Origin of the sequence: Paenibacillus sp. 102 (genome assembly GCF_039549175.1) — a bacterium.
In the GTDB taxonomy this organism is placed as follows: domain Bacteria; phylum Bacillota; class Bacilli; order Bacillales; family Bacillaceae_G; genus Bacillus_A.
Map to the genome: position 1 here is coordinate 136,936 of NZ_JBCGHT010000007.1, position 22,121 is coordinate 159,056.

19 protein-coding genes and 1 pseudogene are annotated in these 22,121 nt (G+C 34.4%); 19 read left to right on the forward strand and 1 reads right to left on the reverse strand.

The genetic code is table 11. The features are described from left to right. The first annotated feature begins 25 nt into the window (after nucleotides 1-25). The 13 genes and pseudogenes from AAIE21_RS17175 to tagU all read left to right on the forward strand — a co-directional run bounded on the left by AAIE21_RS17175 (nucleotide 26) and on the right by tagU (nucleotide 13,911). Entirely contained in the window at nucleotides 26-1,837 is a 1,812-nt protein-coding gene (locus tag AAIE21_RS17175) for a polysaccharide biosynthesis protein (RefSeq protein ID WP_343267867.1), read from the forward strand. A 24-nt stretch (nucleotides 1,838-1,861) separates the two neighbouring features. Continuing rightward, the gene (locus AAIE21_RS17180) at nucleotides 1,862-2,977 is read left to right on the forward strand and encodes a DegT/DnrJ/EryC1/StrS family aminotransferase (RefSeq protein ID WP_343267926.1); all 1,116 of its coding nucleotides are present in this window, start codon (nucleotides 1,862-1,864) and stop codon (nucleotides 2,975-2,977) included. Further along, nucleotides 2,977-3,621, forward strand: coding sequence for a sugar transferase (locus tag AAIE21_RS17185; RefSeq protein WP_343267868.1), 645 nt, complete (start codon nucleotides 2,977-2,979; stop codon nucleotides 3,619-3,621). The genes AAIE21_RS17180 and AAIE21_RS17185 overlap by 1 nt, the downstream gene beginning before the upstream one ends. After that, nucleotides 3,618-4,244: an acetyltransferase gene (locus AAIE21_RS17190; protein WP_343267869.1), complete on the forward strand. Its 627-nt coding sequence runs from the start codon at nucleotides 3,618-3,620 to the stop codon at nucleotides 4,242-4,244. The genes AAIE21_RS17185 and AAIE21_RS17190 overlap by 4 nt, the downstream gene beginning before the upstream one ends. Nucleotides 4,245-4,325: 81 nt before the next feature. After that, complete coding sequence (locus AAIE21_RS17195; protein WP_343267870.1) at nucleotides 4,326-5,147, forward strand: aldolase/citrate lyase family protein; 822 nt, start codon at nucleotides 4,326-4,328, stop codon at nucleotides 5,145-5,147. 3 nt (nucleotides 5,148-5,150) lie between these two features. Further along, complete coding sequence (locus AAIE21_RS17200; protein ID WP_343267871.1) at nucleotides 5,151-6,296, forward strand: glycosyltransferase; 1,146 nt, start codon at nucleotides 5,151-5,153, stop codon at nucleotides 6,294-6,296. A gap of 514 nt (nucleotides 6,297-6,810) precedes the next feature. Beyond that, on the forward strand, nucleotides 6,811-8,112 hold the full coding sequence (locus AAIE21_RS17205) for a hypothetical protein (protein ID WP_343267872.1): 1,302 nt from the start codon (nucleotides 6,811-6,813) through the stop codon (nucleotides 8,110-8,112). A gap of 54 nt (nucleotides 8,113-8,166) precedes the next feature. Beyond that, complete coding sequence (gene murJ, locus AAIE21_RS17210) at nucleotides 8,167-9,690, forward strand: murein biosynthesis integral membrane protein MurJ (RefSeq protein WP_343267873.1); 1,524 nt, start codon at nucleotides 8,167-8,169, stop codon at nucleotides 9,688-9,690. 18 nt (nucleotides 9,691-9,708) lie between these two features. After that, nucleotides 9,709-9,968: pseudogene (locus AAIE21_RS17215) on the forward strand (NAD-dependent epimerase/dehydratase family protein); the annotation flags it as partial. 171 nt (nucleotides 9,969-10,139) lie between these two features. Continuing rightward, nucleotides 10,140-10,841: a cell wall anchor protein gene (locus AAIE21_RS17220; RefSeq protein ID WP_343267875.1), complete on the forward strand. Its 702-nt coding sequence runs from the start codon at nucleotides 10,140-10,142 to the stop codon at nucleotides 10,839-10,841. A gap of 8 nt (nucleotides 10,842-10,849) precedes the next feature. Further along, nucleotides 10,850-11,485 (forward strand): class D sortase, encoded by a 636-nt coding sequence (locus tag AAIE21_RS17225; RefSeq protein ID WP_343267876.1) that lies wholly within the window; start codon nucleotides 10,850-10,852, stop codon nucleotides 11,483-11,485. Between the two features lie 98 nt (nucleotides 11,486-11,583). Next, nucleotides 11,584-12,612 carry a UDP-glucose 4-epimerase GalE gene (galE, locus tag AAIE21_RS17230; protein WP_343267877.1) on the forward strand — a complete coding sequence of 343 codons (1,029 nt, stop codon included), beginning with the start codon at nucleotides 11,584-11,586 and terminating at the stop codon, nucleotides 12,610-12,612. A gap of 390 nt (nucleotides 12,613-13,002) precedes the next feature. Continuing rightward, nucleotides 13,003-13,911 carry a polyisoprenyl-teichoic acid--peptidoglycan teichoic acid transferase TagU gene (gene tagU, locus AAIE21_RS17235; RefSeq protein WP_343267878.1) on the forward strand — a complete coding sequence of 303 codons (909 nt, stop codon included), beginning with the start codon at nucleotides 13,003-13,005 and terminating at the stop codon, nucleotides 13,909-13,911. 290 nt (nucleotides 13,912-14,201) lie between these two features. On the opposite strand, the gene AAIE21_RS17240 is transcribed toward tagU, so the two are convergent. After that, complete coding sequence (locus tag AAIE21_RS17240) at nucleotides 14,202-14,963, reverse strand: LicD family protein (RefSeq protein ID WP_343267879.1); 762 nt, start codon at nucleotides 14,961-14,963, stop codon at nucleotides 14,202-14,204. 271 nt (nucleotides 14,964-15,234) lie between these two features. Here AAIE21_RS17240 and AAIE21_RS17245 point away from each other — a divergent pair, with 271 nt between their 5' ends. The 6 genes from AAIE21_RS17245 to AAIE21_RS17270 all read left to right on the forward strand — a co-directional run bounded on the left by AAIE21_RS17245 (nucleotide 15,235) and on the right by AAIE21_RS17270 (nucleotide 22,102). Continuing rightward, nucleotides 15,235-17,082, forward strand: coding sequence for an NTP transferase domain-containing protein (locus AAIE21_RS17245; RefSeq protein ID WP_343267880.1), 1,848 nt, complete (start codon nucleotides 15,235-15,237; stop codon nucleotides 17,080-17,082). A 14-nt stretch (nucleotides 17,083-17,096) separates the two neighbouring features. Beyond that, nucleotides 17,097-18,071: a DMT family transporter gene (locus tag AAIE21_RS17250; RefSeq protein ID WP_343267881.1), complete on the forward strand. Its 975-nt coding sequence runs from the start codon at nucleotides 17,097-17,099 to the stop codon at nucleotides 18,069-18,071. Then, entirely contained in the window at nucleotides 18,068-18,763 is a 696-nt protein-coding gene (locus AAIE21_RS17255; protein WP_343267882.1) for a sugar phosphate nucleotidyltransferase, read from the forward strand. The genes AAIE21_RS17250 and AAIE21_RS17255 overlap by 4 nt, the downstream gene beginning before the upstream one ends. Before the next feature lie 124 nt (nucleotides 18,764-18,887). Continuing rightward, the gene (galE, locus tag AAIE21_RS17260) at nucleotides 18,888-19,880 is read left to right on the forward strand and encodes a UDP-glucose 4-epimerase GalE (RefSeq protein ID WP_343267883.1); all 993 of its coding nucleotides are present in this window, start codon (nucleotides 18,888-18,890) and stop codon (nucleotides 19,878-19,880) included. 111 nt (nucleotides 19,881-19,991) lie between these two features. Beyond that, on the forward strand, nucleotides 19,992-20,663 hold the full coding sequence (locus tag AAIE21_RS17265) for a response regulator transcription factor (protein ID WP_343267884.1): 672 nt from the start codon (nucleotides 19,992-19,994) through the stop codon (nucleotides 20,661-20,663). Between the two features lie 8 nt (nucleotides 20,664-20,671). Further along, the gene (locus tag AAIE21_RS17270) at nucleotides 20,672-22,102 is read left to right on the forward strand and encodes a HAMP domain-containing sensor histidine kinase (protein ID WP_343267885.1); all 1,431 of its coding nucleotides are present in this window, start codon (nucleotides 20,672-20,674) and stop codon (nucleotides 22,100-22,102) included. Nucleotides 22,103-22,121: the final 19 nt, after the last annotated feature.

Below are 22,121 nucleotides of genomic sequence, written 5' to 3' on the forward strand. Positions count from 1 at the left end.
TATATAAAAGAGAGGAACATGTGTCTTGAGTTACCAAAAAAGGCTCGCATTTTTAGTATTATTAGATTCTTTTATTGTTTTAACTTCTGTTTATTTAAGTTATTGGTTTATCCATCCAGATGCATTGCATAATATTCCAATGGCACTTGTTATTAGTTCGATTACATTGCTTATTAGTCATCATATTTTTGCAGCAATTTATAAGCTCTATAAAAAAGCATGGGAATATGCAAGTATAGGGGAATTGGAAATTATTCTTAAAGCAGTTACATTTTCAATCATTGTTACTGCAATTGTTCAGCAAGTTATCAATCAGGATATCTATGTTCGTATTTTAGCGATTGCATGGATGTTCCATATGCTATTAATTGGTGGTTCACGCTTTGTATGGCGTATTTTTCGTGATACATATATTTCAAAGAAAACAAATAAAGCCCGTACATTAATTGTAGGAGCTGGTTCAGCTGGAGCGATGGTTGTACGTCAACTTCAAAAAAATCATGAGGCGCATTTAGAAGCGGTAGCATTTGTTGATGATAATCTAAAGAAACAAAGATTAGAAATGTATAATGTTCCTGTTGTAGGGACAACGGAAGATATTCAGCAAGTCGTCGATAAGCTTCAAATTGAACATATTATTATTGCTATTCCTTCACTAAGTCGTAAAGAAGTAAATGAAGTCTTTGAAAGGTGTACAAAAACGAAAGTAAAGACGCAAATTATACCAATGCTAGAAGATATTCTGGATGGGAAAGTTTCTGTGAATGAATTTCGTGATGTACAGGTGGAAGACTTATTAGGGCGTGAACCTATAAAGTTAGATGATACTGGTATTGGTGAAAAGATTACAGGGAAAACAATTTTAGTAACTGGTGCTGGTGGATCAATTGGTTCAGAGATTTGTCGTCAGGTAATGAAATACAAGCCAGCAAAAATAGTTCTCTTAGGACATGGTGAGAACAGTATTTATAATATTGAAATGGAAATGAGAGTTACTTATAAAGAGACGGTTGAAATTACGACAGAAATTGCTGATATACAGGATAGACATAAAATATTTGAAATAATGGAGAAGCACCATCCTTATATTGTGTACCATGCAGCAGCCCATAAACATGTACCTTTAATGGAACGAAATCCTGAAGAGGCTGTAAAGAATAATATTTTTGGTACAAAAAATGTTGCGGAAGCAGCTGATACATTTAAAGTAAATACGTTTGTAATGGTCTCCACTGATAAGGCGGTAAATCCTACGAATGTAATGGGGGCAACAAAACGCCTTGCGGAAATGATTGTCCAGCATATGGCAGCGACAAGTAATAGTACACGTTTCGTTGCTGTTAGATTTGGAAACGTTCTTGGAAGTAGAGGAAGTGTAATACCACTATTTAAGAAACAAATTCAAAAAGGCGGACCTGTAACAGTTACCCATCCTGACATGATTCGTTACTTTATGACAATACCAGAAGCTTCAAGATTAGTTATTCAAGCGGGTACCTTAGCTAAGGGTGGAGAATTATTTGTACTCGATATGGGTGATCCAGTGAAGATTGTTGATCTAGCAAAAAATCTTATTACCCTTTCAGGTTATTCTATTGAAGAAATCGGAATTGAGTTTACTGGATTAAGACCAGGAGAAAAAATGTACGAAGAGCTCTTAAATGAAGGTGAAATTCATCCTGAACAGATATTCCCAAAAATTCATATTGGTAAAGCTGTCTTAATGGATCAAGAAATCTTAAGAAAATTTATAAATGATTTTGGGAAAATGGGTAAGGAAGAAATAAGAGAAAGATTATTAGAGATTGCAAATAATAAAGTTGGTATTAAAAATTAATTCAAAGGAAGGAAGTCTTTGAAAATGGGAGAAAGAATATTCCTTTCATCACCACATATGAGTGATGAGGGCTATGAAATGCAATATGTTAAGGAAGCATTTGATACAAACTGGATTGCGCCTCTTGGGGAAAATGTGAATGGTTTTGAAAAAGAATTAGCTACGAAGGTTGGTTCCAAAGCTGCAGCGGCATTATCATCTGGAACAGCTGCAATTCATATGGCCCTTAGAGCAGCAGGAGTAGGGGAAGGCGATATTGTTTTTTGTCCAACACTTACTTTCTCAGCTACGGCTAATCCGATAATTTATCAAAATGCTATTCCTGTTTTTATAGATAGTGATTATGAGACTTGGAATATGTGCCCTAAAGCATTGGAAGAAGCTTTTGAGAAATATCCAAATGTAAAGGCAGTAATAGTAGTACACCTTTATGGTCTTTCTGCAGATATGGATAGAATCGTTGAAATTTGTAAGAAACATAATGTTACTTTAATAGAAGATGCTGCTGAATCTTTAGGAACTTATTACAAAGGTAAGCATACTGGTACTTTTGGAGATTATGGCATTTTTTCTTTTAATGGAAATAAAATTATCACTACTTCTGGCGGTGGTATGTTAGTTTCGGATAATGAAGAGTGTGTTGGAAAGGTAAGATTCTGGGCTACTCAGAGTAGAGATCAAGCGAGACATTATCAACATAGCGAATTAGGTTTTAATTATCGTATGAGCAATGTTGTTGCTGGAATTGGTAGAGGGCAGCTTAAGGTATTAGATCAGAGAGTTGCAAAGAAGAATCATATTTTTGAATTCTATAAAAGGGAATTAGGTTCACTGGATGGTGTCAAGTTTATGCCAAGTAATGAGTGGAATGAACCTAATTATTGGTTAAGTAGTATGACGTTGAATGGGAGAATAAGGCCTTTTGATGTTATGGTAGCTCTTGAGAACGAGAATATTGAATCAAGACCAGTTTGGAAGCCAATGCATATGCAGCCATTTTTTAAGAAGTATAATTTTATTGGTACGGATGTATCGGAAAAACTATTTGAGAATGGTGTTTGTTTACCAAGTGATACAAAAATGACAGATGAAGATTTGGCTAGAGTAGTAGAAATTATTAAAGGATTGTGGTTGAAATAATGAAAAATTCTAAAGATGGCATCTATAGAAGCTTTGTAAAAAGATTGATGGATTTTACATTATCTTTAATTGCTATTCTAATTCTCAGTCCAGTTCTTTTGATAGTTGCTGTCCTTGTAAGATTTAAGTTAGGTAGCCCAGTGTTATTTAAACAAGAAAGACCAGGGTTAAATGAGAAAGTTTTTTTGATGTATAAGTTTCGGACAATGACAGATGAAAGAAATGATAATAGGGAATTACTTCCAGATAGTGTGCGACTTACGAAGTTCGGTAAATTTTTGAGATCTACTTCACTGGATGAGTTACCTGAGCTTTTTAATATTCTTAAAGGTGATATGTCAATTATTGGACCTAGACCTTTGCTAGTTCAGTATCTGCCACTATATAATGAGCATCAAAAGCGTCGTCATGAGGTTCGCCCTGGATTATCTGGTCTAGCTCAAGTTAGTGGTAGAAACGCTATTAGTTGGGAAGAAAAATTCAATCGAGATGTAGAATATGTGGATAATGTAAGCTTCATTGGAGATTGGAAGATTATCCTTCTAACTATAAAAAAGGTTTTTGTTAGAGAAGGTATTAATTCAGATACCGCTGCAACTATGGAACCGTTTAGAGGAAATAAAGAAGGAAGCGTAGAGCTATGAAAAATAGACTTCTTATAATAGGTGCCAGTGGCCATGGAAAAGTCGTTGCTGATATTGCGTTAAAAATAAATAAATGGCAGAGCATTGCTTTTCTAGATGATAGTGAAAGTGTCAAATCACCAATGAGCATGGAAGTAATTGGTAAATCAGCTGATGCTTTTAACTATATAGATGACTATGACTTTTTTGTAGGTATTGGTAATAATTCTATACGAGAAAAAATACAGAGTAAGCTTGAAGCTGAAGGTGTAAGCTTACCTACTTTAATTCATCCGAGTGCTGTTATTGGAGAACAAGTTGAATTGGGAGAAGGTACTGTGGTCATGGCTGGAGCTGTGATTAACTGCTGTACTACAATTGGGAAAGGTTGCATCATTAATACGGGTTCTACAATAGATCATGATAATGTAATTGAAGATTATGTCCATATATCACCAGGTGCACATTTAGCTGGAACAGTGAAAGTTGGCCATGGATCGTGGTTAGGTATTGGTAGCGTAGTAAGCAATAACATAAACATTACCAGAGGCTGCAAAGTTGGTGCGGGTGCTGCGGTGGTTAGGGATATAACAGAGGAAGGAACTTATGCTGGAGTTCCGGCGAAAAGTATAAAAAAATTATAGAATTAATGGATAATTTTCAAGTAAAGTGAACTTAGTATATTAAATATTAGATTTATTTAAAAAGTTGTGAGGAGAAAAATAATGCCATTAACATTAATGTATATAACAAACAAACCAGATATAGCAAAAATAGCCGAGGCTGCAGGTGTTGATCGAATATGGGTTGATTTAGAGTACATGGGAAAGGAAGAACGTCAGGCTGGATTGAATACAGTTAAATCAAAGCATTCAATTGATGATGTTAGTCTAATAAAATCGGTTTTAAGTAGTTCAGAACTTCTGGTTCGCGTCAATCCAATTTTTGAAGGTTCAAAAATTGAGATTGAAAATGTAGTTAGAAATGGTGCCGATGCAATTATGTTACCAATGTTTAAAACGAAACAAGAAGTAGAACAGTTTATTGAATATGTGGATGGTCGTGCTAAAGTTGTACTTTTACTTGAAACAAAAGAGGCTGCAGAGAATATAGAAGAAATATTGGAAGCTCAGGGCATTGATGAAGTCCACATTGGATTAAATGATTTACATTTAGCATATAAAAAGAAATTTATGTTTGAACTTCTTATTGATGGAACTGTAGAACGTTTATGTAAAATACTTCAAGATAAAAATTATGTCTATGGGTTCGGAGGCATAGCAAGAGTTGGATTTGGTTCGGTTCCGGCAGAGTATATCATTACAGAACATTATCGATTAGGTTCAAGTTTGGCAATATTATCAAGAAGTTTTTGCGATGCAAATATAGTCGAGGATCCTTATAAGGTATCTGAGATTTTTAAAGAGGGGATAAAAAATATCCGTCAAAAAGAAAAAGAAGCATCTCTCTATTCACAAGTACAATTTGAAACAAATTATCAAATTTTAGAACAAAAAATAAATTTGGTCACGATGGTCAGTAGGTGAGTTATGATGAAAATTTGTTTCATTACAACAGTACCTATTACTCTTAAAACATTTGTCTTAGAAACAGCAAAATACCTTCATGATAACGAAGATGTAGATATTACATTTATATGTGACGAAGACGAGGATTTTGCTCAAAGTTTACCAGAATATATTCATTATATACCAATCAAAATGAAAAGAGGTGTTAATGCCTCTGGTATATTAGCAATTTTAAAGATGTATTTATTATTCAGGAAGGAAAAGTTTGATTTAGTCCAATATGCTACACCTAATGCGTCACTATATGCAAGTATTTCAAGTATCTTGGCTCATTCTCCAAGAAGATTATATTGTCAGTGGGGTATAAGGTATGTTGGTATGAGTGGTTTTTCTAGGGGAATTTTTAGATTAATAGAAAAGATAGTATGTATTTTGTCAACAGACATTCGTGCTGTAAGTAAAAAGAACCTTGAGTTTGCTTTAAATGAAAAATTATATATAAAGGAAAAAGTGAAAGTTATTGGTGAAGGTGGAACCATTGGGGTTGATTTAAGTCTATATGATTTATCAAAGAAAGAAGCATACCGAGAAGAGATAAGAAAGCAGTACAAAATAAACGACGAGTTTGTTTTTGGCTTTGTAGGTAGATTATCTAGAGATAAGGGGGCAAATGAAATATTAACTGCTTTTAAAAATATAGTTAATAATTCAAGAGCAAAGCTATTTATTATAGGAGATATGGAAATAGATAAAAATGTTTCTTTAGATTTACTTACATGGGCTAAAAAAAGTGAAAATGTCATTTTTACTGGACGTAAAAGTCAAAAAGAGTTAGTTAAATTCTATGCTGCATTTGACTGTTATGTACATCCAACATATAGAGAAGGTTTTGGCATGGTTTTACAAGAAGCTGCAGCTATGGAATGCCCAATCATTACAACGAACATACCAGGTGCTTCAGAAGTAATGGAAAATGGGGAATCCTGCTTGTTAGCAGAAGCTAGAGACGAAAAATCACTTTATAAAGTTATGGAGCAGGTTATGAGAGATAAATATTTATGTAATCAGCTAGGCTTAAATGCAAGAAAAAGAACTGAGACATACTTTGATAGACCGATAATGCTTGATAATCAGTGTAAGGATTATAAATTATTAATGAAAAAATAGGTTAGATATTGAGGGAGATTGAAATTTTGCTAGCATTATCAGAAGTTAAAATTGAACTATTACAACTCTAATAGAAGCTAAATAGTCCTAGAGGATAGAATAGTTTTTATTAAATATTTCAATAAGTATAGTTATTGAAATAAATAATCAGAAAGGAAATTCTGATATCCATACATAAATTGAGTTATTTGAGACTTGGGATAAGGTTAAGATAGCGAAGATTTATACTAAATCTTCGCTGCCAAGTAAACGAATAATTTTAATTTTTAAAAAAGGATTTAGCTAAGTTTTCAATTCGAAAAAAACTTAAAGGAAGTACAGTTTAGTTTTGATGAATGGCGATGTGAAGCTTCAGACAGAAGTAGATATTAAATTTGTTATTAAATCCTTTTTGTGGAAGTATATAAATTGTAGCATAATTTATGTAAAGATTTTTATAGTAGGAGGAAGTAATTTTATATTTCCTTGATTATTAAACAATATTTAGACTCATTAAAACAGCAGGTGAATAGTAATGGATGTAAGATTTAAAATTAAAGATTCAGTTAAAAGCCTCGCTATTGTAGGAATAATAGGACTATTAAACTACAGTATGTCAATAATTTGGGGAATACCCTTTTTAAACTTAATAATCCCATTTAGCTTGTTATTAATAGTATCATGCCTTGCATTAAATGAATTTAGTAACAAAGGGTCAAAAATAGTTTTTATTTTAATTTTCCTGTTTAAATTCCTCATGTTAGTTTATCAAGCTAAATATAGGGATCTTCCAATGGGTGGAAATGACTGGGTAGGATATAATAGACATGCAATTAATTTATTAGCTGAATCTAAAGGTATTTTTGATTTATTAATAATTCCAGAAGTAAATCTATTTAGTAGATTTATTTCATTAGTTTATTATTTATTTGGTACACATTTAGCTTTGATAAACTGTTTTGTATTAATTTTATCAATAATAATGATAAAGTATATATACAAAATTTCATATATACTTACTAAAAGTAAAAGGATTGCTGATATCTCAAGCCTTCTTATATTCGTTTGGCCAATAGATTTTATCTTTTCAATAACTGTTCTAAGAGAGATGCCTATTCAATGGTCTTTCGTAATGTCTTTATATTTTTTCCTGCTGTATTTAAATAAGAAAAAATATAGTTTTTTTATTTTATCAATTATTTTTTCTTTAATTGCTTCTGCATTTCATGCTGGGATGATTGGAGTAGTAATTATTTATATGGTTGTTAATTCTATCTATGATGTTAAAAGAAGTCTCATATCTGTATTTCCAGTTAAGTTAGTCAGTACTATTTTATTATTTTTATTTATATGGCTAACACCTTTATCAGATGTGGTTACTCAGAAGTTTTCAGGTATAGAAAATACTGAAGACTTAATTGATAAAGTTTCATATTCCGCTGGGGACACCGCTTATGTTTCTAGTACACCGGGTAGTATACCAGAAGTAATTGTACAAATGCCATATAGAGTATTAATGTTTACATTATCTCCTTTACCCTGGCAAATAAATGGGGCTCCTACTTTTATTGCTTGGCTTATTGATGGCTTACCTAGACTTTTATTGCTTATGGGAATTGGGTGTTGGATAAAGAGATATAAACCTAAAAATAATTATGAAATGATTATTAAATGGACATTTATTTCAATAATAGTAGTTACTTATTTAATCCATGCTGGAGGTACGGCTAATTATGGTACTGCAATGCGTCATAGAGCTAAGATGTTACCATTGGAAGTATTACTTTTAGTGTGGGGGATATTTCTAAAGAAAAAAGATTATAAAAAGGATTTATGAACAGATTCATAAATCCTTTAGATTTAAAAATATTAATTTATAGAAGGCTAAAATATGAAAAAAACTGTTTTGCTATTGATGATTATTACTATATTATCTAAACTATTGGGTTTCGCTAGAGATCTAACTTTATCTTATTTTTTCGGTGTTTCTAATATTACTGATGCATATTTCATATCTAATACAATTCCTACGGTAATATTCGGATTTATTGGAACTGCAATTGCAACAGGTTATATTCCTATATACCAAGAGATATTAAATAATGAAACTAAAGAAAGAGCACTAAAGTTTACTTCTAATCTTTTAAACTTTAGTCTATTAATGAGTACAATAATTATTTTATTTGGATTTTTATTTACTGAAGACTTGGTGAATATTTTTGCATCTGGTTTTGATAATAAAACTCAAGAAATTGCTAAGATGTTAACTAGAATTAATTTATTTTCAATATATTTTACCTCAGCTATATATATCTTTTCTGGATTTCTAAACATTAATAAAAATTTTATTACCACAGCTTTAAGGAGTATTCCATTTAATATTATTACTATAATATTTATTTTTATTAGTTATATCACTGATAATGTATTATTTTTAGCCTATGGTTTCATAATTGGTATGATTTCACAGTTAATTTTATTGTTCCCGCCTTTAAAAAAAGGGGGATTTAAATATAGTCTAGAACTAAATAGAAAAGATAAATATTTTAAAAAAATTATTCGCTTTTCGTTACCGGTATTAATTGGTGTATCGATAACCCAAATCAATACATTAGTTGATCGAACTATGGCTTCTCAGTTTGGATCAGGTGGAATATCTTCTCTTATGTATGCAAATATTGTCTATTTATTTATTGAAGGAATTATTGTAACTACAATTGTCACAGTAGTTTTTCCGTCTATGAGTAATGCTTTTGAAAAAAAAGATATGGATAATTTTAAAGACTTATTTTCTAAGTCAGTAATATATATATTAATTTTCATGATTCCTATCTCAGCAGGAGCATTGATATTTTCAAAACAGGTTATTTTATTATTATTTGGTAGAGGGGCATTTAATATGGCAGCAATAGAAATGACATCAAACGTATTATTTTATTATGCCATTGGTATGGTTGGGTTTGCACTAAGAGAAGTCATTTCAAGAGCTTTTTATGCACTTAAAGACACAAAATCTGTGTTATATAATGCTAGTTTAGCTCTAATTTTAAATATCATATTAAACATAATACTGTCAAGATACATAGGTATTAGTGGTCTTGCCTTGGCTACAAGTATATCAGGTTTTGTCGCCTCAATATTACTTGGAATTAGATTACAAAGTAAAACTAAAGGTTTATGGAATAAGCATCTTGTTAAAACCTTTCTTAAAATACTGATAGCTACTATTATAATGGCTATAGTCGTAAAAGGAATATTTTATAATCTTACTAACTTTGCAGGGGAATCAGGTGCTTTATTAATTTCTATTCTATTAGGAGCAATTGTATATGCTATATTAATAATTTTTATGAAAATAAAAGAGGTTAATGATCTTTTGGTTAACCTTAAAATGAAATTATTGGAAAGACAATGAATATCAAATTAAATAAACGAAGAAACAGATTTTGTAGATTAACCAGTATCATTTTATGCATCTACTAAGAGATCAATTGAATTGATGGCAGATACTTATATCCACTTAATTCCAGAGACAGGACTTCGGTTCTTTTGGTTTATGGACCGATAGGACGATCGGATATGGTCTATTCTGGATTTACTAATAATTATTTTGCTGGTAAGCCTATTAAGATATTTAACAATGGTGATTTTGAAAAGGACTTATATAGAGATTTCACCTACATTGATGATATTAAGAATTTTTTTGTAAAATATATAGATTGCAGAAAATTATGTTTATATAAATGGGGTTAATTATTTTAATGCGACACTAGTGTTATATTGAAAATAAAATATAAGTTATTTTCATTGAAGCTCTTATGGTATATTTAAATTGTTAAATTGTAATAAAAAGGAGAAACAACCATGAATTTCAAAGACGTTATGAAAAAGGGGTCATTAGTCGCTGCACTTGGTCTTGGGTTAACAGCATTTGCTGCCCCAGCTGCACATGCAGAGACAAGTGGTAAGGAAGCTTCACAAAAGTTGGTAAGTTCGTTGAAAGCTCTGCATGTAGATCAAGTAGATTATTTGTATGCTTATTTACAAAAGACAAGCTTAACAGATCAAGAGCAAAAGCAAATTAATGCAAATGTAGCAAGAGTGAGTGAAATTCTTGCAAGCACAAATGATGTGATGAGTTTAACAAATGCTCAGAAAGCAGAAGTGCTACGTTTGTTCCTTGATAGTGCAAAGCTTGCTCATTTACAAGTAGCAATCGTTGACGGAAAAGGCAAAGAGTTAGACATCTTGAACTACAAATTGAATGGTAATGTATTAGTTCAATTAAAAGATTTAAATGGTAAATTGTTAGCTACAATTAACCCAACACAAGAGATGTTAAAAGCAGCTAATTTCCAAAGCTTAGTGAACTCTTTAAAAGTTGCGATGGAAGCAAAGCGTGAACTAAACGCAACTGGTAAGTTCGTTCCAATGACAAATGCTGAAATGCCAAATACAGCATCTAATGAGCAAACTTATATGCTAATTGGTGGTTTAATTGTACTTTTAGGTGCAGCTGCATTAGTTCCAGCAGTACGATTAGCTCGTAAAACAGAGCAAGCATAATACGCCCTATGGAAAAGCGAAAGAAAGTACATAAGCGTAAGTCAAAATGGAGATGGGTAATCATTGGGATTCCCGTTTCCATTATTTTATTTGGTCTTGGTATTGTTGCGTTTTTTGGCTGGGAGTTAACGAAGCAAACAGCGTTGTTAGCTCATACGGTTATTACACCGTATAAGCCTGCGGAAGAAGAGAAAGAGTTTAAACAAATTTGGTCCAAGATTCCTGATCCAGGAGAGAAACTTGGTGAACTGAAGTTCCCTTCTCTTTCGTATGAAGTTCCTGTTGTAGAAGGGACGCATCCGAAAGAACTGAAATCAGGAGTTGGGCATTTTGCTGGGAGTACGTTGCCAGGACAAGGCGGGAATGTTGTGTTAAGTGGACACCGGAATACGAGTTTTCGTAAGCTGGAAGATGTGAAGAAAGGTGATCAAATTAAATTCGGAACGCCGTATGGTGAGTTTGTTTATGAGATAACAGATTTCAAAATTACGGGAGCGAATGATGAGACGATTATCGTTCCAACTGATTATGAGGCTATAACGTTAACAACATGTTATCCGTTCGATTATATCGGTGATGCGCCAGATCGCTTTATTGTGTATACGAAGCTTGTGTCTCAGCCGGATTTAAAGAAGCAATCTTAGTCGAAAGAAAGCACAATTGCCTTTTGGGCAATTGGTTTTTCTTTCGGTGAAATGAAAATCTTATAAATAAGAAGTAAATGACTCTGGGAGGTTTCATCATGGCAATACTTGTAACAGGTGGAGCAGGGTATATTGGTAGTCATACATGTGTAGAATTATTAAATAATGGTTATGAAATCGTAGTCGCTGATAACCTTTCTAATAGTTCAGTAGAATCATTAAATCGAGTGAAAGAAATAACAGGAAAACAATTTAATTTCTATAAAGAAGATCTTTTGAGTCGCGAAGCAATGGATATGATTTTTAAAGAAAATACGATTGAAGCAGTGATTCATTTCGCTGGTCTCAAAGCGGTGGGTGAGTCAGTAGCAATTCCGCTTAAGTATTATCACAACAACATTACAAGTACATTGGTATTATGTGATGTTATGCAGAAACATAATGTGAAGAAAATGATCTTTAGCTCGTCAGCAACGGTGTATGGTATTCCTGAGACATCACCAATTACGGAAGAATTTCCTTTAAGTGCAACGAATCCGTACGGTCAAACAAAATTGATGATTGAACAAATGATGCGTGACGTAGCTGTAGCTGATTCAGAGTGGAGCATTGCATTACTTCGTTACTTCAATCCATTTGGTGCACATGAAAGTGGATGTATTGGAGAAGATCCAAATGGAATTCCCAATAACTTAATGCCATATGTAACGCAAGTAGCAGTTGGTAAGTTAAAGGAATTAAGTGTATTTGGAAATGACTATCCAACAAAAGATGGTACAGGTGTTCGTGATTATATTCACGTGGTTGATCTTGCGAGTGGACATGTGAAGGCTCTTGAAAAAGTATTACATACAACAGGAGTGGATGCGTATAATCTTGGTACAGGTACTGGTTATAGTGTGCTAGAGATGGTGCGAGCATTCGAGAAAGTTTCAGGAAAGACAGTTCCATATAAAATTACTGAGCGCAGACCTGGGGATGTTGCTGTATGTTTTGCAGATGCATCTAAAGCAAAACGTGAATTAGGATGGGAAGCAAAGCGCGGGCTTGAGGAAATGTGTGCAGACTCATGGAAATGGCAGTCGAATAATAAGAATGGCTACCAAGAAGCGGAACTTATTCGATGAGTATGATCTTGTTAATGTTGCTGTTTTGAATATAAGAAAATGATAAGTCAGAAGAGATATGTTAGGTGATTTTTCCAAAAAGTATGTCATATTAATTACTTATACTTGATAAACGGATATATAAATAACGGAATTCTAAATTAATTTTTTCTTGATTATTGGCAAAAGAGATACATAATATATTTTTTGAGAAGCAATGTAAAACACCTCGTCTTATCCCGTCTAGGATAAGACGAGGTGTTTTTGTGTATAGGGAAGGTATCTAATGAGGAAATATATAATATATACGATAGTATAAGTTAGATATGGAAACTAATTCCATGTATAATAGGTGTAGTACTTTATCCCTTAGCAAACCTATAAAGCCGATTCAAGAAAGAAGGTTACATAATGAAGAAAATTCTATTTTGGATACTTGGTATTATTGTTGTTCTTCTAATTGCAGGAGGCGGTTATGCGTATTATATGTACTCATCTGTTACGGGCACATTAGATAAGGTTCATACGCCACTTGAGCGGGATCATTCTACGAAACGATCTACGGATGTTAAGCTTGGTAATAAGCAGCCTGTTTCTATCCTATTGTTAGGGGCAGATGAGCGTGGTGAAGATAAAGGCCGTTCGGATTCAATTATGTTGTTAACGTTAAATCCGAAGGAAGGTTCCATGAAGATGGTAAGTATTCCTCGTGATACATATACGGAGATTGTTGGTAAGGGGAAGAAAGATAAAATTAATCATGCGTATGCATTTGGCGGAATTAATATGTCTGTGAATACGGTTGAGAATTTCTTAGATATTCCGGTTGATTATTATATTGAAGTTAATATGGAAGGCTTCAGTGACATTGTTGATGCTGTTGGCGGAATTGATGTGAATAATGATTTAGCATTTACACTTGAAGGCATGTCATTTGAAAAAGGAAATATTCATCTAAATGGCGAGCAGGCACTGAAGTATACACGTATGCGTAAGGAAGATCCGCGCGGTGATTTCGGTCGTCAAATGCGCCAGCGTCAAGTGCTAGAAGCAGTTATTAGTAAAGGTGCGAATATATCGTCCGTTACAAAACTTGGCACGATGTTAGGTGCTGTTGAGAAAAACGTAAAAACAAATTTAAATCAGGATCAAATGTGGGATCTTCAAAGCAACTATAAAGCTGCGATGAATAAGAAAGAAGAGATTCAAATTCCTGGTGATGGTCGTAAGCAAGGTGGTGTTTGGTACTATTTCGTGCCAGATAAAGACCGTCAAGACTTGTCTAATAAGTTAAAAGCACATTTAGAGTTAACAAAATAGTAGTTGTATATAGATAAGAAGCCTAGTGACCCTGTTTTGGGGAATTAGGCTTTTTTGATGTTATGTATATAAATCCATTTTGATTTTTCACATATAAGTTGCGGCTATGGATAGAAAAGATGATCTGCACTCGTTTTCTCCGTCTGTTTTCACTTGGCATGGGGCAAGAAAAGGATCTGACCGCTTCTACGTGTGGCTGGATGCTCTCTCCTACCTAAAAAGAAGGGTTTAGTAATTTAAATAATAGGCGCTACGTATACTTTACGTAGCGCCTTATTTTTGTACTGTTTTTATATGTTTTTCTTTGTTACTTTTAAATTTTCCATATGAGCTTTTTGTTTGCTTTCTTCTGGTATTTGCATGTAGTCTCCATACATTCCCGATAAGTAGCGATCTGCATCGTTTGGAACAGGGAACATGTGTCCATCGAAAATACCTTCTTTTAATGGGAAGATTTCACTAAGCTCGAAGTTGTGCCATCTGTAATAGCCAGTTTCCAGTCCGTACGTTACAGCGTTTGTCTTCTTTAGGCCTTTTGCATATAGTTTAAAGAATTTCGATTTGTTTAGAATTCGTCTTGCTACATCTGCAGGGCCGTTTATTTTCGAAGGATAATTGATTGCGGCAAGTTTGCGTACAATTTTTTCTAATGGTGTAGCTGATTCTGAAACGTAGTCAAATGGGAAAATATCAATTGATATTCCTTTTCTATGCGTACCGTCGCTTTCTTCCCATTCAAAATCATCTAAGTAGAGAATTTTCGTCCAGTTATGTTTGCCGTGTGTGTTTACTTTTTCTGTTTCTAGTTTATATGGCTTTGGTAAATGGTTTGGAATAATACGTAAAAATTTCTCGTAGTCTTCTCTTAGCATCGCAAGGTCTGCATCATCATCCCAAGGGATAAATCCTTTATGTCTAACAGACCCTAGTAAAGTACCGTCTGTGATCCAAAATTTAATATTATGTTCTTTACAAATTTTATGAATTGTTATAAGCATATGCAGCATTACTTTTTGAGCTTGCTCTAACGGCGATAATTGTGTTGCATTCAAATCAAGTTCCTCCATTTTTTTAATCAATACGACAAATTCTGACATCATAAATAAGTATACATCAGTGATAAATTGATACGCAACCACCGTCTTTTTATATATTGTCCCTTATACGTTTATTGATGTTGTTTTTCGTAATATTATTCATAAAGGATGTTCTTTACAAAGGAAACATTAAATTTACAAAATATTTACGTTAGCGCCTATAAGTGATAAAATAATGACATGTTCAAAAAATGAACGGATGAATTGGGTGATGGAGGGAAGCTCTATGCAACAAGTACTAAATATATTAGAGGTTATTAATCAAAATCCACAGATGAACCAAAAAAAGATTGCAGAGCACTGCAATATATCTGTTGGTAAAGTGAATTATATTATGAATGATTTAACGAAGAATCAATATATCTATAGTGAAAAGTCAGGAAAGTACATGAATTATTATTTGTATAAGAAAGGCTTTGATTATATGCAGCAGGAGTTAGCTGCGTATCAAGGGAAGAAGCTTCGCATTCATCGCAAAGAGAGCAAGAAAGTTATGCAAGCTGTTGTTCTTGCGGCTGGAAAGCGTCATGAGTTTGGGAAGCCATCTGGTTTGTTAACAGTTGGGGAAAAGCTTTTGTTAGATCGTAGTTTAGAAATCCTTAAAAATAATGGGATTGAAAAAATCGTGGTAGTTGTTGGTTACAAGAAGGAGCAGTTTGAAGGTTGGACAGGTCGTCATAATGTGCACTTTGTAGAAAATCCGAAATATAAGTGGACGGGATCAATGGCATCGCTGGCAGAGGTTCAGGAACTTATTACAGATGATTTCTTATTAATTGAAGATGATATTTTAATCGAAGAGAAAGCTCTTATTCAAGTGTTAAATCATCCAGAACCGGATTGTGTATTAATTACAAACGAGAGTGGATCTGGTGATGAAGCGTTTGTTGAGATTCAAGATGGCTATCTTTATAAAATTTCAAAAGACATTCATCAGTTAAACCGCATTGATGGTGAGATGGTTGGGATTTCTAAAATCTCGTATGACGTGTTCATGAACATGTTAGCGACGTTCAGCCGCAATCAAAATCCATATGTGAACTATGAATATTTACTTCTGGATGCTGCAAGGTTGTATGATGTCGGTTATGCGAAGTTACCAGATGTTGTATGGGCAGAGATTGATACACCGAAGCAATATGAAGTGGTGAAAAATAAAATATATCCTCGCTTAGTGAAAAAAGAAGCAGAATTTAAAGAACGACAAATTAAAAAGTATGTTTCAGAAGCACTTTCTATTTCAAAAGATGAAATTACAGATATTCAGCCATTTGGTGGCATGACGAATACGAATTTCAAAGTAAGTGTTGGAACATCAGAATATGTGCTGCGTATTCCAGGAAGCGGTACAGAAGAGATGATTAGTCGTCGTGATGAAAGGGTAACTGCTAATTTAGCAAGCGAATTAGGAATTGATGCTGAACTTTTATACTTTAATGAAGAAACAGGTGTGAAATTAGCAGAATTAATTCCAAATGCAGAAACATTAAATCCGAAAACGGCAAAACGTATCGACAATATGAAGTTAACTACAAATGTATTAAAGGAATTACACAGTTCGGGTGCTAAGATGAATAATACCTTCAATGTATTTGAAAAAATAGAGCATTATGAAGGGCTATTAAATAAAGTAAACGGATCTAACTTTGATGATTATGGAGAAGTGAAGGACAAAGTAATGCGATTAAAGGATATGTATGAGGCAATGGATGTTACGCTTGTGCCTTGTCATAATGATACGGTTCCTGAAAACTTTGTTAAGAGTGGGGAAGACAAAATATACCTAATCGACTGGGAATATGGCGGTATGAATGATCCGATGTGGGATATCGCAGCACATAGTTTAGAGTGTGGTTTTTCTTCAGAAGATGAGGAGTTATTTTTAAATTACTATTTTAATGGACAAGTAGATGAATCTTATAAGGAAAGAATATTGATTAATAAAATTTTCCAAGATTTCTTATGGAGTACTTGGACAAAGATTAAAGAAGCTACTGGAAGCGACTTTGGGACATATGGACTGGATCGCTATAATCGTGCGAAGGGAAATTTACAGCTCTTCTTAGAGTTGTAATGGGGGATATTACGATGAGAAAAGTGCAAAGTAAAGGCATATTTTATGGAATCTTTTCTGGTTTTGCTTGGGCTGTAGATACGGTATTGATTGGAATTATCTTATCTTCGCAACTGATGTTAGCGACGGAACAAGTTGTGTTTCTTGCGCCGCTTGTAAGTACGTTTTTACATGACTTTATGTCCTCGCTGTGGATGATGCTATACATGGCGATAAAGGGTCAACTGAGAACGGCTCTTTCTAAGCTGAAAACGAGAAGTGGACGATTCGTTATGTTAGGAGCACTTATGGGTGGACCGATTGGGATGACGTTTTATGTATTAGCTGTAAAGTATATCGGGGCTTCTTATACAGCTGCGATTTCAGCTGTATATCCAGCGGTTGGTGCATTTTTTGCATTTGTGTTTTTGAAGGATCGCCTTCGTTCATGGAACTGGCTTGGCCTAGTCATTAGTATTACATTTATTATTATACTTGGATTTACAGGTGATGGTTTTGCAACTGAAAATTATATGTTAGGATTTATTTTTGTCCTGATTTGTATTGTTGGCTGGGGATTAGAATGTGTGATCTGTGCGTACGGTATGAAAGATGAAGAAGTATCTCCGGAAGAAGCATTACAAATTCGTCAGCTTGTTTCAGCGACAACATATGGACTTGTTATTTTACCTTCAGTTGGCGGACATTTCTTAACAAGAGAAGTTGTGATGAGCAGCGAGTTTATGTTAATTATTGTGATTGCGTTAGTTGGAACGGCTTCTTATGTGTTCTACTATAAGGCAATTCATGAAATTGGACCGACAAAAGCAATGGCACTTAACATTACGTATTCGGCATGGGCAGTTGTCATTTCTATGTTAGCATTAGGAGCACCTTTTTCATGGAAGTTAATTATTTGTTGTATTGCGATCCTTGTAGGGGCTATATTAACAGTTGCGGATATATCTGAATTTATGAAAGCGAAAAAATATAGAGGTGAAGTAACGTGAGAGCGATTTTATTAGCAGCAGGTATGGGAACACGTTTACGTCCATTAACGTTAACGACTCCAAAATCATTAGTAGAAGTAAACGGTAAGCCGATGCTAGAGCGTCAAATTGAATATTTACAAGAAATCGGCGTCCAAGAAATTATTGTTGTAACAGGCTACTTAGCAGAGAAATTCGATTATCTTATTGATAAGTATAATGTGAAGCTTGTACACAATGACAAATATAATGTGTACAACAACATCTATACAATGTATTTAGTTCGCGAATACTTACAAGATGCATATGTAATGGATGCAGATGTGTATTTACACCGTAATATTTTTATAGAGAATCCAGAGTCTTCTTTATACTTTAGTGCGAAGAAAGAAGATTTCCGTAACGAATGGATTATTAAGCATGACGAAAACCGTAAAGTATACGATATTGAGATCGGTGACGGTGATGATGACTACATCTTATGTGGTATTTCCTATTGGTCGAAAGAAGATGGCATTCATATTGTGAAAAAACTAGAAGAAGTAGTAAATCAAGAAGATTTCACTGAACTATACTGGGACAATATCGTCAAAGATAATATTCAAGATTTAAATGTTCATTTGTACAAAATCGATAGCAATGATAGTTTTGAAATTGATTCTATCGAGGACTTGAAGAAAGTAGAAGAAAAGTTAGCTGTTTTAGCGAAATAACAATTGTTGATGGTGTCATGAAATAATTGGAATTTTCCTTGCTATATAAAATAAAAGTAGATAAGCTATATTTTATAGGCTAAAAAGTTCTATAAAATAATTCAGTAAAAGTTGGGTGGAAAATATGGGTTCTATTTTAGTTTGTGGCGGAGCTGGTTATATTGGTTCTCACGCTGTAAAAAAGTTAGTTGACGAAGGACAATCTGTAATTGTAGTGGATAACTTGCAAACAGGTCATGAAGATGCAATTGCAGAAGGCGTGAAATTTTATAAAGGCGATCTTCGCGATAAAGGTTTCTTAAGAGACGTGTTCCAGCAAGAAACAATTGACGCAGTGATGCATTTTGCAGCGGACTCTTTAGTTGGCGTGAGTATGGAAAAACCACTTCAATACTATAATAACAACGTATATGGTGCACTATGCTTACTAGAGGTAATGGATGAGTTTAAAATTGATAAATTTATCTTCTCATCAACTGCCGCAACATATGGAGATGTAGATGTTGATTTAATTTCAGAAGAAACACCAACAAACCCTACGAACACATATGGTGAAACAAAATTAGCGATTGAAAAAATGTTACATTGGTATAGCCAAGCTTCTAATTTAAAATATAAGATCTTTAGATACTTTAACGTAGCTGGTGCAACGCCAAGCGGTATTATCGGTGAAGATCATCGTCCTGAAACGCATTTAATTCCGCTTGTACTGCAAGTAGCTTTAGGACAACGCGAGAAAATCATGATGTTTGGTGATGATTATAATACACCAGATGGTACATGTATTCGTGACTATATCCACGTTGATGACTTAGTAGCAGCTCATTTCCTTGGGCTGAAAGATTTACAAAATGGCGGAGACAGTGACTTTTATAACTTAGGAAACGGTAACGGATTTAGTGTAAAAGAAATTGTTGAAGCAGTTCGTGAAGTAACAAATCATGAGATTCCAGCAGAAGTTGCGCCAAGAAGAGCTGGAGACCCAGCGCGCCTTGTTGCATCTTCTCAAAAAGCAAAAGAAAAGCTAGGCTGGAATCCGCAATATACAGACGTGAAAACAATTATTGAACACGCATGGAATTGGCATCAAAGCAAGCCGGATGGATATGATAAGTAAAAATGATTGATAAAAGAGAGTGTACTGTCGTTCAATATATGTTCGACAATACACTCTTTTTTTGTATAAGATATTTGCTATACTAAAATGTACTGCGAAAGGAGGGGAATCATGAAAATACTCGTAGTCGATGATGAATCGAGCATTCGTAATTTGATTCGTATGCAGCTGGAGATGGAAGGATATGAAGTCCTCACTGCAGCTGATGGGAAAGAAGCTTTGCAAAGATGGAATGAAGAGCCGGATGTATTGATTTTAGATGTGATGCTTCCAGATACGGATGGTTATGAGCTGCTTCGCTTGTTCAGGGAGAAGGACCGGGATATTCCAGTACTCATGTTAACAGCGAAGAGTCAGATGAATGATAAGTTACTTGGGCTTCAGCTTGGCGCGGATGATTATGTGACGAAGCCGTTCAATCATGCAGAGCTGATTCTTCGGGTGAAAAATATGGCGCGGCGTGTAATGAAACAGGGGATACCTAAGAATAATGAGGTCATTCGAGCTGGTGAGCTCGTCATTTATCCGAAAGAAAGGAAAGTGCATGTGAATGGGGAAGAAATTGATTTAACGTATCGTGAGTTTAATTTATGTCAGTTGTTTGCTTCACATCCGCAGCGTGTGTTTATGCGTGATGAGCTATTAGAGAAAGTATGGGGGTTTGAGTACACAGGAAATACGAGAGCGGTGGATATTATGGTGCAGCGTCTTCGGAAGAAGCTAGGAGCAAGCGGTGAAAGTATTAAGACGATTTATGGCGTTGGATATAAGTTAGAGTGTTAGGTGATAAGATGTCGTTAAAACGAAATATGGTATTTGGTATAGTAGGGTTATTGATTCCGATTTTGTTTCTTCTTTATACGGTGATTTATATTACACTGGAAAAGAATATGTATCATAATGCGGCAGGCTCTTTAGAGAAATTAAGTGTAGAAGCACAAATTTATACGATGAACTATTTAGAGAAGGAAGCAGATATGGAGACACTTGGACCAAACTCACTGCTTATTGCTTCTTATTTAGCGAAGCGGATGGACGTTCGTGTGCAGATGATTGGGAAGAATGGAGATGTCGTTGCCGATACAGAAAAAGGGGCCTTGCTTCATAAGAATGTAGATATTGACCAGTCGTTACGTGGGAAGAAGGCATATGTGTTTGAAAATGGTGATCCAGCACCACTTCTTTTATTCTCGAGTCCGGTTTATTATGGAAGCGATGTCATCGGAGCGATTCGCTTTATTAATGAATTGCAAGATGAGAAAGAAGTGTTAACGAATGTGAGCTGGACATTTCTCATTACATCGATTTGTTTAGCAACTGGCGGGATTTTCTTTGCGATTCGTTTAGCGAAATCTCTTCATAAGCCAATTGATCAGTTAAGACAAATGGCAAAGCGGCTCGCAAATGGGGATTATAAAAGTAAAATCGAGCTAAATGAGTATGTAGAAATTGCTCAGTTATCAGCATCTTTCAATGCGATGGCTGATGCGATTGAACTGCATATAACGCAGCTAAAGGAAGAGAAGGAGAAGCAAAAGGATTTCTTAGACCGAATTACACATGAGCTGAAAACACCGCTTACTGCGATTATTGGCTATGTAGATTTAATTCCGAAACTTGAGTCCACGCGGGATGTAGAGGAAAGTCTTCATTATGTTTCGATTGAAAGTCATCGTCTATTATCACTCGTTGAGGAATTGTTACAATCTTCGAAGTACGGAACGAGTACGTTTGAAGTCTCTCCGACGATTGTCGATATAAAGAAAATTGCGGAAGAAGCCATTTCGATTGTGAAGCCTCGTCTAGAGCAATACGAGATAGAAGTGATAAATGAATTAACAGAGACACATGTTGTTGCTGATTTTGATAAGACGAAGCAGATTTTCTTAAATGTGTTTGATAATGCGATTAAATATAGTGATGCTACGCAAATGAGGATGAATGTTGTTGTAAATGAAGAGGAAGCAAAAGTTCTCATCCATGATGATGGGATTGGTATGGATGAAGCAGTACTTGCAGAATGGAATCGTTCTCCGAAAGGAAAAATACTCTCTTCTAGTTATGGAAATGGCTACGGTTTGTTCATTTGTCAGGAGATTATGAACAAGCAAGGCGGAAGCATGCGAATTGAAAGTAGTGAAGAAATGGGAACGATGATTGCGATCACATTTTTATTGCCAAGACGTATGGAAGATATAAAAAACTTGAAAGCGGTTAAATGATACATTTATGAAACAATTA

Coding starts and splice junctions, on each gene's coding strand:
- AAIE21_RS17180 (WP_343267926.1), top strand. CDS start 1,862: ATGGGAGAAAGAATATTCCTTTCATCACCACATATGAGTGATGAGGGC.
- AAIE21_RS17185 (WP_343267868.1), top strand. CDS start 2,977: ATGAAAAATTCTAAAGATGGCATCTATAGAAGCTTTGTAAAAAGATTG.
- AAIE21_RS17190 (WP_343267869.1), top strand. CDS start 3,618: ATGAAAAATAGACTTCTTATAATAGGTGCCAGTGGCCATGGAAAAGTC.
- AAIE21_RS17195 (WP_343267870.1), top strand. CDS start 4,326: ATGCCATTAACATTAATGTATATAACAAACAAACCAGATATAGCAAAA.
- AAIE21_RS17200 (WP_343267871.1), top strand. CDS start 5,151: ATGATGAAAATTTGTTTCATTACAACAGTACCTATTACTCTTAAAACA.
- AAIE21_RS17205 (WP_343267872.1), top strand. CDS start 6,811: ATGGATGTAAGATTTAAAATTAAAGATTCAGTTAAAAGCCTCGCTATT.
- murJ (WP_343267873.1), top strand. CDS start 8,167: ATGAAAAAAACTGTTTTGCTATTGATGATTATTACTATATTATCTAAA.
- AAIE21_RS17220 (WP_343267875.1), top strand. CDS start 10,140: ATGAATTTCAAAGACGTTATGAAAAAGGGGTCATTAGTCGCTGCACTT.
- AAIE21_RS17225 (WP_343267876.1), top strand. CDS start 10,850: ATGGAAAAGCGAAAGAAAGTACATAAGCGTAAGTCAAAATGGAGATGG.
- galE (WP_343267877.1), top strand. CDS start 11,584: ATGGCAATACTTGTAACAGGTGGAGCAGGGTATATTGGTAGTCATACA.
- tagU (WP_343267878.1), top strand. CDS start 13,003: ATGAAGAAAATTCTATTTTGGATACTTGGTATTATTGTTGTTCTTCTA.
- AAIE21_RS17245 (WP_343267880.1), top strand. CDS start 15,235: ATGCAACAAGTACTAAATATATTAGAGGTTATTAATCAAAATCCACAG.
- AAIE21_RS17250 (WP_343267881.1), top strand. CDS start 17,097: ATGAGAAAAGTGCAAAGTAAAGGCATATTTTATGGAATCTTTTCTGGT.
- galE (WP_343267883.1), top strand. CDS start 18,888: ATGGGTTCTATTTTAGTTTGTGGCGGAGCTGGTTATATTGGTTCTCAC.
- AAIE21_RS17265 (WP_343267884.1), top strand. CDS start 19,992: ATGAAAATACTCGTAGTCGATGATGAATCGAGCATTCGTAATTTGATT.
- AAIE21_RS17270 (WP_343267885.1), top strand. CDS start 20,672: ATGTCGTTAAAACGAAATATGGTATTTGGTATAGTAGGGTTATTGATT.